The following is a 12,986-nucleotide window of genomic DNA, read 5'->3' on the forward strand; positions in this document are numbered from 1 at the left end:
TTTTCATCAGGCTGCTTACTAATGCGGGCGGGCGGCAGCTTGTCCCGGAGTCCGGGTCCCTTGTGCCCGGGCCGGGACTCTGATTCGCTGGGAAGGTCTCCTGCAGCGCGGGACTACTCCAGGCAAGAGCAGTGGAGATCAATGATGAAAGCAGTGACATGGCAGGGACGACGCTCAGTGGGCGTCGTTGACGTACCGGATCCAACCATCCAGGAACCCACGGATGTGATCGTTCGGATTACCTCAACAGCGATTTGCGGCTCGGACCTGCACCTCTACGAGGTCCTCGGGCCTTTCATGCACAAGGGCGACGTCATAGGGCACGAGCCCATGGGCATTGTGGAAGAAGTGGGGTCGGAAGTCCACAGGCTGAAAAAGGGCGACCGTGTGGTGGTCCCGTTCAATATCTCCTGCGGCCGCTGCTACATGTGCAACCAGGGCCTGCAGTCGCAGTGTGAAACCACGCAGGTCAAGGAAAAGCATTCCGGGGCAGCACTCTTTGGCTACTCCGAGCTGTATGGTTCCGTTCCCGGCGGACAGGCACAGTACCTTCGGGTTCCCTTCGGCGACTACGGCCCCGTCAAGGTGGACTCCGACCTGCCCGATGAGCGGTACCTGTTCCTTTCCGACATTTTGCCCACCGCGTGGCAGGCCGTCGACTACGCCAACGTCCCCGACGGCGGTACGCTCGCCGTTCTGGGGTTGGGGCCGGTTGGACAGTTCGCTGCCAGGATTGGCAAACACCAGGGCTTCCGGGTCATTGGCGTGGACCCCGTACCGGAACGTCGGGCGATGGCCGAAGAACACGGCGTGGAGACGATGGACTACAGCCCTGACATCTCGGAAATGATCCGGGACACAACGCTTGGCCGAGGACCTGATTCCGTCGTGGACGCGGTAGGCATGGAAGCGCATGGCTCCCCCGTGGCGTCGTTCCTCCACAAAGCGGTTTCGCTGCTTCCGGACAGACCGGCACAGGTGGCCATGGAGACCATCAGCGTGGACCGGCTGGCCGCCTTGCACACCGCCGTCGATCTGGTGCGCCGCGGTGGGACCATCTCACTCAGCGGCGTCTACGGCGGGCAAGCGGACCCGATGCCGATGATGACGATGTTCGACAAGCAAATACAACTCCGCATGGGGCAGTGCAATGTGCGCCGGTGGACCGACCAACTGCTCCCCTTGGTGGAGGAGGACGCCGATCCGCTGGCAGTCATGCATTTGGTCACCCACACCGGTGGTCTGGAGGAGGCTCCGGAGCTCTACGAGAAGTTCCAGAAGAAGGAAGACGGCTGCATCAAGGTGGTCCTCAAGCCCTGATGCCAACGCTCCGGAAGACCGCAGCGGATACTCAGCAAACTTACAGAATTGCTAGGTAATCTAGCGATTGTCAGCGTTCGACTATCCGGAAGGGGGCCCTCATGGGACTCGGAGACAAGATCAGCAACAAGGCCCAGGAAGTCACCGGCAAGGCAAAGGAAGCCCTGGGTGACGCCACCAACAACGAGAAACTGCAGGCTGAGGGTGTAGCCGACCAGGCCGCCGCGAAGGCCAAGCAGGCCGGCGAAAACGTCAAGGACGCCGCAAAGGACGCCTTCGACAAGTAACCCGCATGAGGGAAAGGACGCTTTGGCCCACCGGCCAAGGCGTCCTTTTTTCGTGCGCGCAACCAGGAAGTTCACCACCTAGATGATTTTCTCTTCCACCTAATTTTTCGATATCAGCACCTAATTTCCCCTGTTTCGGTCTAGGGAAGCCATTTTTTGCCACCTAGACCGATTTTCGTGTGCTCAAAATGACCCCGACCGTGTGACCAATTCCGGTCTTCGCCACCCATCAGGTTCGCGGTGGGTGATGGTTCGAGGCTGTTGGGGGCTCTTGATGGGTGTTTGGGATATCGACTTGGCTGCTGCAACCACAACGCTGACGGCCGCTGCGTCACAGATTGAGACGACGCAACCATCAGTTGCCGGGATGGGTAGGGCACTGCAAAAAACGGCGGAGGCGATCCCACCGGAGGCTGCGACGGTCCTGAATGCACTCAATGACGTGGTGGAACTGAAACTCACGCCTGCTGCCACCGAGGTGGCCAGCCGGTCAGAGACCATCATCACCTCCACGGCGAAGGCCCTGGCTTTCTACCGGCAAGGTGACCTGGACATGGCCGCCGTCGCCCAGCGCAGCGCTGCCCAGGTGGAGGCCCCCGACCCGTCACCGGTCCATGGTGGCCCCGCCCTGCCCTTGCGGGGTTAGGGATGAGTGCCTTCCCTGAAACGTCGTCCGGATTAAATCCTTCGGGTGGTTTTGCGTTGCCCGATGTTGACGACCTGGATGCCGGAGCACGTTCGTTGCGACAGCACGCCGATGATTTCCTGACGGATTTCTGTACTACCACCGCGCTGTGGCGGCAGCTCTCCTCCTCGTACAAGACCGAGGAGTCGGCGACCGTACTGGCGGCCTTTGATCATCTGACCCCAACCGCGCAGCGCGTCCAAAGCACAGCGACAGCCTCAGCAAAGGCCCTGGAGACGTTCTCCACCACCTGCCGGGACTTAAAGCTTCGTTTGGAGGCGTATGGCCGGGCTGTACACACCTTGGATGCGGACATCTCGGTCTATCCCACCAGCGTTGAGGTCACCCACCGGCTCAAGGATGACGAGATCACCATCACCGAGCACCGCACATGGAACGGCGACGCGGACCTCAGCGACAGGCGCGCCCGGCTCGCCGCTGACATCAAGTCAATCCATGAGGAATACCTGACGGCGCAAAATACCTGCGCCGCGTCCCTGGCCGAGGTGTCCGGCGGCACGGTCTACACCGCCAGCGCGCTGCCACACGTCGATCTGCGGTCGGGCAGCGTGGTGGATGAGATCCTGTACGACGCCGGGACCACACTTGGCGTGGACCACCCCGAGCCGGAACCGCCGTGGGGCCGGGCGACGGTGCCGTACCGGCCATACGACGCTCTGGGGTTCATTCAGGGCTTTGGCGCCGGCGCGATTGAGCTTGTGGACGGCGTGTGGTCATTCGTGGGGACCGGAAACGACACTAAATCCGAGCTGGCTTGGGGTGGCGTCGGCGCCCTGGCCAGTGCTGCTCTAACTGTTAATTGGGCCAAAGTAAACGAGGGCTTCCGGAAGGAACACGCCGAGGAGGTGGCCCAGGCCGAGGAACTGCTCGGATCCCTCGGACCGGCCCTGATCCACACCAACGAGCACGCCACCAATCCGAACTGGGCCGCTGGCCAAAACATGTTCACGGTGGCCAGTGCTTCCGTGGGTTACGGCGCCGGGGCACTCATCAAATCAGGAGCGGTCTTCAGCAAGGCGGGGGCACTCGCCGGACGGATGTCCATAGCGGCCATGGAAAGTGGCAAGTACGCTGCGTTGGCCGCCAGGCTCGCCGCGAGCTCCCATATCCTTCTCACCGCCGGGGACTTCCTGGCCAAGCCGGGCTCCCTGGCGTTGAAGGTTTCGGACATCCTCGCCCCCGCCACCACCGCGAAGGTCCAAGCCGCGTTGACCAGAGCCAGCGTCGGTGCCTGGAAGTTTGCTGGAGCTGTTCCGGCGGCAGCAGGCGAACTCGTCACCGGTGCCAAACGTGCCACTGCCGAGGCCCTCACCAAACTCGCAGACGGAGTACGGGCCGCAGAAGCCGTCCTGCCCAAGGCCGCGTATCCCGATGCCCACGGGACCCTCACCCACACCCACACCGGTCTCGCCGACGGGCTCGAGGCCAAAGCCGCAAAGATCCGGGAGGACAACCCGACCGCTTCCACGCCGTCCCACCGCGCAGAACCGGACACCCCGCGGCCGTCATTTGCCTCGGCGATGGAGACCAGGTTCCCCAAACCCGGGCACGTGACCGACACTGTGACGCTGCGGCACGGTGACCCCAGCTTCCCGATCCACCGCAAGGAAAACTTCGCCGCCCGAACCAACCTCAAGCCCAACACCGAGTACATCGTCGAGAACCGGCGCGTCATGAAAGACAGCGACGGAAACGTCGATGTGCCCTCCCTTGAGAAGTACTACACCGACGAAACCGGGCACGTCACTCGCGTGGACACTTACGCAGGTGTAAGGGGCGCCTGGTCGCCGGAGCTGAACAAACCCATGCCCAACGTGACCTACAACGTCATCGCCGAAGTGGACGGCGGCCTGCGGAACACGTTCACCCTCGTCATGGACCAGTACGCCCACCTCGCCTCAGCCAAGGGCCACGTCGTCTCCACCCTCGTAGGGAATTCGAACCGGAACGGCTACCAACAATGGAAGGCCGGCAGGCTCGGCGGACCCGGCTACGACGGCGGCCACGCCAGCCCGTCCGCCCTCGGTTTCATCGGTGAGAAAGCCGGCCTTTTCCCGCAACATCACTGGCAAAACCGGGGCGCTGGCATACCCAACGATGAGCAAAATTTCCACGAGGTCGAGATGAACGTGATCAACAAGGTCAAGATTAAGTTGACTACCGGAGACCCGGTGGATCTCACATGGGAAATGGAACTGGTGGGCGGAGACATGGCGGGCGTCCCGGCATCAACCCGTCTAACCTATGCCTTTGGGACAGATGAACGGATCTCCCGCATGTTCAACAATTTGCCAGCAGATGAGCAGGACTTCCAGTGACAATTTTTTCCGATGCCACAGACCAGCTTGTTAGTGACGGGCTCGAGGCACTAAGAGTCGAGGCGTTCGGCTCCAAAGGTTTCGCGGCAGGAGACCTTGCGGTGTTCCGGCGGCTTGTGTTCCGAGGACATGACACCTTCGGATGGGGAAAGATCACAACCACCGAGGGCTCACGATCATACGGGTTCGAGGGCAACCGATTTTCTCATGAAGCGCTGGAAGAGTGGCTAACCGAAGTCAGGAATCGGTCGTACTCGCCTGGAGTTGGCGTATGGACCACAGCCGAAGTTCATGTACTGCCCACGCGCACTGGACGCTTGGAAGTCTTCGACGAAGAACACCTTCAAAAAATGAGCGATGGGGACTGGTATCCAGGCGGCGAACCGGCCGTCGGCAAGCATTGGGCCCAGCACCTGCTGAAGTACCCCCGCACCGTCGACAACATCCCGCCCTGGATGTGGGACATCTTCCGCGCCGAAGGGATCACCCCACCCGTCTACAACCCCCGGTTCAACTCGGTCGACTGGAAGAACCGACGCCGCCCGGTCACAGAGCGCGGAACCGACCTGACAGTGGAACCCACCATCATCGACCCCTCGAAAGAACCCGGCCGCCTCGCAAAATTCACCAAGAAGCTCTTCAACAAGTAGAACGAAAACAGCAGAGCGCGCTGTGATGCCCCACAACGCGCTCCACTGCATCTCGGCACCGGGTACGGACAGTTACCGTTCCGAAGCCGGCAGCACCAATGCGCCTGACTTGTCCGTGGACAAGGCGAGGGACGAGATGTACCGGGGTTCGCCGTCGGGCCCGTCCTGGGCCGACCGCAGCATGTCCGGGCGCTCGAACTCAAGGCCCGTGACGTGGCAGAGGAGTTTGGCGTCGCTGGGGTTGCCGTCGGCGTCGAACATGGGGAGATCAATGCCGTCGTCGGTCCGGCGAAGGTAGTAGCGTCCCCGGGTCCACAGGGCCAGGACCGGCGGCAACACGAGCGCCAGGAGCACTGCGAAGATCGGCGAGTACGGCTGCACGGCAGAACCAAAGGCTCCGAAGAACACTGCGATGGACACCCCTGCCGAGACCAGCATGGACACGAAGCCCACCGGGTTGATGGCGTAGAGCATGCCGCGGCGGAATTCCGGAACCTTGGGCGAAATCTTCAGGAGGTACTTGTTGATGGCGATGTCCGAGGCCACCGTGACCACCCACGCCATGGCGCAGTTGGCGTAGAAACCAAGGATGGTGTTGAGGAAGTCGAACATGTTGGACTCCATTAGGATCAGGGCAATGACCAGGTTGACCACCACGAAGACCATGCGGCCCGGGTAGGTCTTGGTGATCCGGGTGAAGGAGTTGGTCCACGCGAGCGAGCCGGAGTAGGCGTTGGTGACGTTGATCTTGATCTGGGAGATGACCACCAGCACCACGGCCAGTGTCATGGCCAACCAGGCCGGCATCATCTCCTGGTACACGCCAAGGAACTGGTGTACGGGTTCGTTGGCGTGGACGGACGCGGCGGGATCGAGCGTGGCGATGAGGTAGATCGCGATGAACAGGCCAACGATCTGCTTGATGGCACCGAACAGGACCCAGCCCGGGCCCGCGAGGATCACAGCACGCCACCAGGCGCCCTTGTTTTCAGCGGTCTTGGGTGGCATGAAACGGAGGTAGTCGATCTGCTCGGCGATCTGGGCCATGAGCGAGAGGCAGACACCCGCGGCCAGCATCACGGAGGCCAGGTTGGGTCCGCCGTCACCCGATTCACCTGTGTAAGCGAAGAAGGAGTCGATGCTTTCCGGGTGGGAGATGACCAGGTACCCCACGGGGACCACCATCAGGAGCAGCCACAGTGGGGTGGTCCAGACCTGCAGCGTGGCCAGTGTCTTCATCCCGTAGATCACCAAGGGAATGATGATGATGGTTGACACTGCGTAGCCCAACCACTGCGGAACACCCAGGCCGAGTTCCAATCCCTGCGCCATGATGGAGCCTTCCAGCGCGAAGAAGATGAACGTGAACGTCGCGAAGATAACGTTCGTGACCACGGATCCGTAGTAGCCGAAGCCCGAACCGCGGGTGATGAGGTCCAGGTCGATGTTGTACCGGGCGGCGTAATAGGCCAGCGGAAAACCGGTAGCGAAGATGATAACCGCGGCCACGATAATGCCGAGGATGGCATTCACCGTGCCGTAGGCGATGCCGATGTTGGCGCCAATGGAGAAATCGGCCAAGTAGGCGATTCCGCCCAAGGCACTCGTCGCCACCACACCGGCACTCCATTTTCGGTAGGACCGCGGGGCAAAACGAAGGGTGTAGTCCTCCAGGCTTTCCTTGGCCGCGCTCATCGCGTCGGCGTTGCCTGCCGCTGCCGCGATGGGGGTGCCGCTTACGACGGCGGTACTCGCCGCCGTCGTCGGCTCCAGTGTCCGGGTACTGGTCACATCGTCACTCATGCGTCATCACTTTCCTTGGCCGGTGGTTCGCCCACGACGCTAGTCACGCAGCGCGTCAAATCAGTCACAAGCATGTTTCACGGCTGTAACTTCTGCACCAAGCGTCACGCCTTGAGTTCGCAGAAGCCGTCCAAAATGGGCCCTGCCGGTTTGTGAGTACCCCACAAAATCGCTGTTCCGCGGCGCGGATACCGTCTACTGCATGACCACCGATTCAACCCAAGAAACCACTGCTTACGCCATTCTTGACCTCGCAAGGGAGCAGGTCCTGGATCGCGGCGAAGGCCTCACCGAAGCCCAACTTGTGGAGATCCTCCAACTCCCGGACGAAGCGATCCCTGCCGCGCTGCAATTGGCGCACGAGGTCCGGCTCAAGCATTGCGGCGAGGATGTCGAGGTGGAAGGGATCATCTCCATCAAGACCGGCGGCTGCCCCGAGGACTGCCACTTCTGCAGCCAGTCCGGACTCTTCGACTCCCCCGTCCGCGGCGTGTGGCTGGACATCCCGGAACTGGTCAAGGCCGCGAAAGAAACCGCTGCGACTGGTGCCACCGAATTCTGCATCGTGGCCGCCGTCCGCGGCCCGGACATCAAGCTCATGAACCAGATCAAGTTCGCGATCGACCGCATCAACGAAGAAGTGGACATCAATATCGCCTGCTCGCTGGGCATGCTCACCCAGCGGCAGGTGGACCAGCTCAAGGAGTGGGGCGTCCACCGCTACAACCACAACCTCGAAACGGCCCGCAGCTACTTCCCCGAGGTCGTCACGACACACAGCTACGAGGAACGCCTGGAAACCTGCGCCATGGTCAAGGCTGCCGGGATGGAGCTGTGCTGCGGCGCCCTGATCGGCATGGGCGAGACGCTCCACCAAAGGGCCGAAATCGCGGCCCAGCTCGCCGCCCTGGAGCCCCACGAAGTCCCGTTGAACTTCCTCAACCCCCGCCCCGGAACGCCGCTGGAAAACCAAGGAATCATGGATGGCAAGGATGCCCTGCGTGCCATCGCGGCATTCCGCCTGGCCATGCCACGCACCGTCCTGCGCTACGCCGGCGGCCGCGAACTGACCCTGGGCGACCTCGGCACCCGGGACGGCTTGCTTGGTGGCATCAATGCGGTGATCGTCGGAAACTACCTCACCACCCTTGGCCGCCCGGCCACCGCGGACCTCAACCTCCTGGTGGAGCTCAACATGCCCATCAAGGAATTCCAGAAGTCGCTGTGACCGCCGAAGCGGGCTACTGCGGACACTGCGGCGGCGACGCCACAGGCGAGACGGGCACCCAGGGTGGGAGTCCGACGTCGGACGCCCACCACGGCTGCCAACAGCAGTTGGTGATGGAGCCACCAAGGTACTGCGCCCGGTGCAGGCGCTGCATGAAGGTCCAGGTCACTCCGCTGGGTTGGACGGCCGAATGTTCCCGTCACGGAAGGGTCACCCCATGAGCTCGCTCATCGAACGGGACCGAGCCAGCTTGTGGCACCCGTACGCCCCTGCCTCGGAGACCCTGCCGTTGTGGGCCGTGGAGGCGGCCGACGGCGTGGCGCTGCGGCTGCGGGACGAGGACGGACGGATCCATGAGGTGCTCGACGCGATGTCCTCGTGGTGGTCGGTGATCCACGGCTACCGGCACCCCGTACTCGACGCCGCCGCCCACCGCCAAGTGGAGCATTTCAGCCATGTCATGTTCGGCGGCCTGACCCACCAGCCAGCGGTGGAACTGGCGGAACGGCTTGCAGCTATGACGCCGGGAAACCTCGAACGTGTGTTCCTGGCGGATTCGGGGTCCATCTCCGTGGAGGTGGCGCTGAAGCTGGCCGTGCAGTTCCAGACGGCGAAGGGGCGCCCGAAGCGCCAACGCTTCCTGACCATCAGGGGCGGGTACCACGGGGACACCTTCGCTGCCATGGGCGTTTGCGACCCGGTGGACGGCATGCATTCGGCGTTTCCCGGCTTGCTGGCAAAGAACGTCTTCGCGCCACGTCCACCGGCCGCAGCCACCGCGACACCCGCCGCGATGGAACAGTGGCGTGCCGACGTCGAAAGCCTGGCAAGCGAACACACCGATGAGCTGGCCGCAATCATCGTGGAACCCGTCCTGCAGGGCGCCGGCGGCATGTTCGCCTATCCCGCTGAGTGCGTGCGGATCCTGCGCGAGGTGGCGAACCACCACGGACTGCTGCTCATCCTCGACGAAATCGCCACGGGTTTCGGACGCACCGGCGAACTCTTCGCAGCCGACCACGCCGGCGTGGTCCCGGACATCATGTGCGTCGGCAAGGCCCTCACCGGCGGCTACCTCACGCTTGCCGCAACCGTGTGCACCGCGGAGGTAGCGAAGGCGGTGTCCGGTGGAGGTGCGGGTGCGTTGCTGCACGGGCCCACGTTCATGGCCAACCCACTGGCGTGCGCCGTGGCGAACGCCAGCCTGGGGTTGCTGCAGGAAGGCACCTGGCGCGCTGACGTGGCCCGGGTGGGTGCCGGTCTCGCGTCCGGTCTGGCCCCGGCGTTGAAGCTCGACGGCGTCACGGACGTTCGTACCATCGGCGCTGTAGGGGTCATCGAGCTGAGGAACGCCGTGGACGTCGCCGCGGTGACGCGGACCGCCGTCGAGCGTGGCGTCTGGGTACGCCCCTTCCGGAACCTCATCTATGCCATGCCGCCCTACATCAGTTCTGCTGCCGAGGTGCAGTCCATTGCTGACGGCATGGTGGCTGCCGCCCAGGGCGTTCAGGCAAGCGACGGGGTGGCCGCATGAGCCGAGCCATGACCACCTGGCTGGAACAGCAGGCCACCGTCCGCGAGCGCCGGGGGCTGACCCGGACGCCGGGAGTGCGCGGCCCACGGGACGGGATGGTGGACCTGGCCGGCAACGACTACCTTGGGCTGGCCACGGATCCACGCCTCGCTGAGGCCGCAGGAGAAGCGGCTGCCCGGTGGGGCACGGGCGCCACGTCGTCGCGGTTGGTGGCCGGGACTACAGAACTCCACATGGAACTCGAACATGAACTCGCAGGCTTGGTGGGGGCAGACGCGGCGTTGGTGTTTTCCTCCGGCTACCTGGCCAATCTGGGGATCATCACGTCCGTCGGCGGGCCGGGGACCTTGATCGTGGCGGATGAGCACTGCCATGCCTCCATGATCGACGGGTTCAGGCTCAGCCGCTCGGAGACGGCAACGTTCAGGCACAACGACGCCTCCCACGCGGGATCGTTGCTCCAGGGCAGGACGCAACCACGCGCGTTGGTGGTGGTCGAATCCATCTACAGCGTGGGAGGTGATGCCGCGCCTTTGGATGACTTGCTGGGCCTCGCCGAGGAGCATGACGCGGTGCTGTTGGTGGACGACGCCCACGGACTGGGCGTTGCCGGCTCGGACGCGTTCAGTGGCCGTGGTTCCATCGCTGGTACGGCCCTTGCCGGCCATCCGAACGTGGTGGTGACGGCGACGCTTTCGAAGGCCTTGGGCAGCCAAGGAGGGGTTGTGTTGGGTTCAGCCTTGGTTCGGGAGCACCTGGTCAACCGCTCGCGGAGTTTCATCTTCGATACCGCCCTGGCCCCGCCCGCAGCGGCAGCCGCGCTTGCCGCCGTCGGGATTATCCGGCAGGAGCCTTGGCGCGCGGCCGCCGTGCACCGGAACGCGGCACGCCTCGCCGCACACCTGGAGCTGGAGCCTTCCGCGGGCGCCATGCAGACCCTCCGCATGCCTTCCGCCGAAGCCGCGGTCGCAGCAAGCCGGGCAGCTGCAGCGGCGGGCGTGCGTGTTGGCTGTTTCCGCCCACCATCAGTTCCGGACGGGACCTCCCGCCTGCGCCTGACCTCCCACGCGGGCCTCACCCCGGACCACCTTGACCACGCGTGCGCCGTGCTGCGCCACATCCTGGAGGAAACCCCATGACCCTTCCACGCATCATCCTGGTGACCGGTACCGACACTGGGGTTGGGAAAACCATGACGACGGCGGCGCTCGCCGCAGCCTTGCAACAACACGGGCACGCTGTGGCCGTCTACAAACCGTGCCAGACCGGCAACAACGGGGGCGACTCGGACATGTCCGAAGTGCTCCGGCTCGCGGGACCCCTTCGGGCCGAGGCGGGCATTGTGTTGGAGGAACCCATGGCGCCGGTGCCTGCCGCCGAAATCGACGGGGTGGCACTGCCGCCGTTGCTGGTACACGCCGAGCGCATCCTTAGCCTGGCGTCCGGCCACGACTACGTCCTGGTGGAAGGGGCCGGCGGTTTGCTGGTGGAGTTGGATCACGACGGCGGCACCTTGGCTGCGTTGGGCTCCGTCCTTGGCAGCCGGGCTGGTTTCGTCGTGGTAGCCCGGCCCTCGCTGGGCACGTTGAACCACACCGCCTTGACGCTCGAGGCCCTGGAGCGGCGTGGCCTGCATGTTTCCGGAGTCGTGCTGGGACAGTGGCCGGCCACTCCGGGTTTGGTGGAGAGGGCCAACAGGGCGGCCCTGGGTTCCTTGGGTGTTCCTTTTCTTGGCGCTCTCGCGGACGGCGCCGCGGCGTTGGAGCCGGATGCGTTCCGCGAACGGGCGGCCTCATGGTTTGAAGGGGTCGCTGCATGAACGGGGCTGTGGCCATGCCCTCGGTTCAGCCCGCGGCGCTCGAGTGTCCCTACAAGGTAGTGCGGGATCCGGATACCGTGCGCCAGGTCCTGCACCGGCCCGATGATTTCAGCCCGGCCAATGCGCTGCTTGCTGTCACTCCCCTGAACGGTCAAGCCCTCCGAATTTTGCAGAAGGCCCGGTTCGCTCTTCCGCCTGTCCTGGCCAGCAACCCTGGCCCGTCACATGCCGGTATCCGCCGGGTGGTGGCCGGCTTCTTCACACCGGCCAAAGTAGCTGCGATGGAGCCACGGATCCACGCCTTGGCCCGCGATGCGGTGGCCGGGGCAGGCAGTGACCTGGCTTCGAAGGGAACCGTGGATCTGGTCCAGTCGGTTGCTGCGTTCCCTCCTGCAATTGTCATGATGGAGATGCTGGGGTTGCCCGTCCGGGACCTTCCACAGCTCAAGGGCTGGAGCCTGGAATCGCTGGAGCTGTTTTGGGGCTGGCCGGACCCCGTGCGGCAAGTGGAACTGGCGCACAGCGCCGCCGGGTTCTACACCTGGTTGCGCGAACTGGTCCATGAAGCCGTGGCGGCGCCGAACCCAAATCTTTTCAAGGCGTTGGCCGAGCATGGCCTGAGGGTTCCGGAGGTGTGCTCGCTCGGATATTTCCTCCTGATCGCGGGGCAGGAGACCACCACACAACTCATCGGCACCACACTGTTCCGGCTCCTGGAAGGGTCGCGGGGCATGAACTGGGAGCATGCAGCGTCCGGCGCCAAAGCCCGGGACTTCGTCCGGCATATCCTGGCCACGGAGTCATCCGTTCCCACGTGGCGCCGGGTCGCGGTCCGGGACACGGAGCTCAAGGGCGAGCCCGTTGCTGCGGGCCAGGAGATCCTGGTTGAACTGACCGGGAACCACGGCTTTCCGTGGGCTCCGGCAGGGGACCCGTCCGGCGTCGGAGATGTACCCGGGCAGCCGGGCCCCACACCCTATGCCCTTGCTTTTGGCTCCGGCATCCACCGCTGCCTCGGTGCGAAGCTCGCGGAGCTTGAGGCCGCCGTCGTGGTTGAAGAGACTGCCTCGGCGCTCAAGCGGGTCAGGCTGCAAGGACCCGCCCCGGAGTGGTTGCGCCTCCTGTCCTTCCAGGCACCCCGGACCGTCACGGTAGCCGCCCCACCCAACTAGCCACAGCCCCGTCGCCTAACCCAACTGGGTCGCATTTGTGCGCGTTTTGACCGTGGCGGAGTCATAGGGTCGTTGCAACGCTCTGATTGATGGAGCGTGTTGTGGTCAGGAATTTTTCGTTGGACGCCCGGCGGGAGTTTGTTGATTTG

The 12,986-nt window shown here is 64.0% G+C and carries 11 protein-coding genes; 10 read left to right on the forward strand and 1 reads right to left on the reverse strand.

Annotated elements, in window-relative coordinates:
• Positions 1-144: 144 nt before the first annotated feature.
• The 5 genes from ACIQT2_RS14180 (at position 145) to ACIQT2_RS14200 (ending at position 5,281) form a co-directional block, all read left to right on the forward strand.
• Complete coding sequence (locus ACIQT2_RS14180) at positions 145-1,320, forward strand: zinc-dependent alcohol dehydrogenase (RefSeq protein WP_402947485.1); 1,176 nt, start codon at positions 145-147, stop codon at positions 1,318-1,320.
• 101 nt (positions 1,321-1,421) lie between these two features.
• Positions 1,422-1,607 carry a CsbD family protein gene (locus tag ACIQT2_RS14185; RefSeq protein ID WP_397323006.1) on the forward strand — a complete coding sequence of 62 codons (186 nt, stop codon included), beginning with the start codon at positions 1,422-1,424 and terminating at the stop codon, positions 1,605-1,607.
• Between the two features lie 274 nt (positions 1,608-1,881).
• Positions 1,882-2,253 (forward strand): DUF6507 family protein, encoded by a 372-nt coding sequence (locus ACIQT2_RS14190; protein WP_402947442.1) that lies wholly within the window; start codon positions 1,882-1,884, stop codon positions 2,251-2,253.
• Positions 2,254-2,255: 2 nt separating this feature from the next.
• Positions 2,256-4,631, forward strand: coding sequence for a hypothetical protein (locus ACIQT2_RS14195; protein ID WP_402947445.1), 2,376 nt, complete (start codon positions 2,256-2,258; stop codon positions 4,629-4,631).
• Between the two features lie 350 nt (positions 4,632-4,981).
• Entirely contained in the window at positions 4,982-5,281 is a 300-nt protein-coding gene (locus tag ACIQT2_RS14200) for a hypothetical protein (RefSeq protein WP_402947448.1), read from the forward strand.
• 72 nt (positions 5,282-5,353) lie between these two features.
• Here the strand turns inward: ACIQT2_RS14200 and ACIQT2_RS14205 are convergent, their stop codons facing one another.
• On the reverse strand, positions 5,354-7,084 hold the full coding sequence (locus tag ACIQT2_RS14205; RefSeq protein ID WP_402947451.1) for a purine-cytosine permease family protein: 1,731 nt from the start codon (positions 7,082-7,084) through the stop codon (positions 5,354-5,356).
• A 202-nt stretch (positions 7,085-7,286) separates the two neighbouring features.
• Here ACIQT2_RS14205 and bioB point away from each other — a divergent pair, with 202 nt between their 5' ends.
• From bioB to ACIQT2_RS14230, 5 genes are all read left to right on the forward strand, one after another.
• Positions 7,287-8,312: a biotin synthase BioB gene (bioB, locus tag ACIQT2_RS14210; RefSeq protein ID WP_402947453.1), complete on the forward strand. Its 1,026-nt coding sequence runs from the start codon at positions 7,287-7,289 to the stop codon at positions 8,310-8,312.
• Positions 8,313-8,529: 217 nt separating this feature from the next.
• Entirely contained in the window at positions 8,530-9,846 is a 1,317-nt protein-coding gene (gene bioA / locus ACIQT2_RS14215; protein WP_402947456.1) for an adenosylmethionine--8-amino-7-oxononanoate transaminase, read from the forward strand.
• A gap of 8 nt (positions 9,847-9,854) precedes the next feature.
• Positions 9,855-10,985: an 8-amino-7-oxononanoate synthase gene (locus ACIQT2_RS14220; RefSeq protein WP_402947458.1), complete on the forward strand. Its 1,131-nt coding sequence runs from the start codon at positions 9,855-9,857 to the stop codon at positions 10,983-10,985.
• Positions 10,982-11,665, forward strand: a complete 684-nt coding sequence (gene bioD / locus ACIQT2_RS14225; protein WP_402947461.1) for a dethiobiotin synthase — start codon at positions 10,982-10,984, stop codon at positions 11,663-11,665. Before ACIQT2_RS14220 ends, bioD begins: the two co-directional genes overlap by 4 nt.
• Positions 11,662-12,837, forward strand: a complete 1,176-nt coding sequence (locus ACIQT2_RS14230) for a cytochrome P450 (protein ID WP_402947464.1) — start codon at positions 11,662-11,664, stop codon at positions 12,835-12,837. The genes bioD and ACIQT2_RS14230 overlap by 4 nt, the downstream gene beginning before the upstream one ends.
• The last annotated feature ends 149 nt before the right edge of the window (positions 12,838-12,986 follow it).

The sequence above is a fragment of the Paenarthrobacter sp. NPDC090522 genome, from assembly GCF_044769225.1.
Taxonomy (GTDB): Bacteria; Actinomycetota; Actinomycetes; order Actinomycetales; family Micrococcaceae; genus Arthrobacter.

Excerpts from the sequence above, each read along its gene's own strand:
- ACIQT2_RS14180 (WP_402947485.1), top strand. The coding sequence starts at position 145 with ATGAAAGCAGTGACATGGCAGGGACGACGCTCAGTGGGCGTCGTTGAC.
- ACIQT2_RS14185 (WP_397323006.1), top strand. The coding sequence starts at position 1,422 with ATGGGACTCGGAGACAAGATCAGCAACAAGGCCCAGGAAGTCACCGGC.
- ACIQT2_RS14190 (WP_402947442.1), top strand. The coding sequence starts at position 1,882 with ATGGGTGTTTGGGATATCGACTTGGCTGCTGCAACCACAACGCTGACG.
- ACIQT2_RS14195 (WP_402947445.1), top strand. The coding sequence starts at position 2,256 with ATGAGTGCCTTCCCTGAAACGTCGTCCGGATTAAATCCTTCGGGTGGT.
- ACIQT2_RS14200 (WP_402947448.1), top strand. The coding sequence starts at position 4,982 with ATGAGCGATGGGGACTGGTATCCAGGCGGCGAACCGGCCGTCGGCAAG.
- ACIQT2_RS14205 (WP_402947451.1), bottom strand. The coding sequence starts at position 7,084 with ATGAGTGACGATGTGACCAGTACCCGGACACTGGAGCCGACGACGGCG.
- bioB (WP_402947453.1), top strand. The coding sequence starts at position 7,287 with ATGACCACCGATTCAACCCAAGAAACCACTGCTTACGCCATTCTTGAC.
- bioA (WP_402947456.1), top strand. The coding sequence starts at position 8,530 with ATGAGCTCGCTCATCGAACGGGACCGAGCCAGCTTGTGGCACCCGTAC.
- ACIQT2_RS14220 (WP_402947458.1), top strand. The coding sequence starts at position 9,855 with ATGACCACCTGGCTGGAACAGCAGGCCACCGTCCGCGAGCGCCGGGGG.
- bioD (WP_402947461.1), top strand. The coding sequence starts at position 10,982 with ATGACCCTTCCACGCATCATCCTGGTGACCGGTACCGACACTGGGGTT.
- ACIQT2_RS14230 (WP_402947464.1), top strand. The coding sequence starts at position 11,662 with ATGAACGGGGCTGTGGCCATGCCCTCGGTTCAGCCCGCGGCGCTCGAG.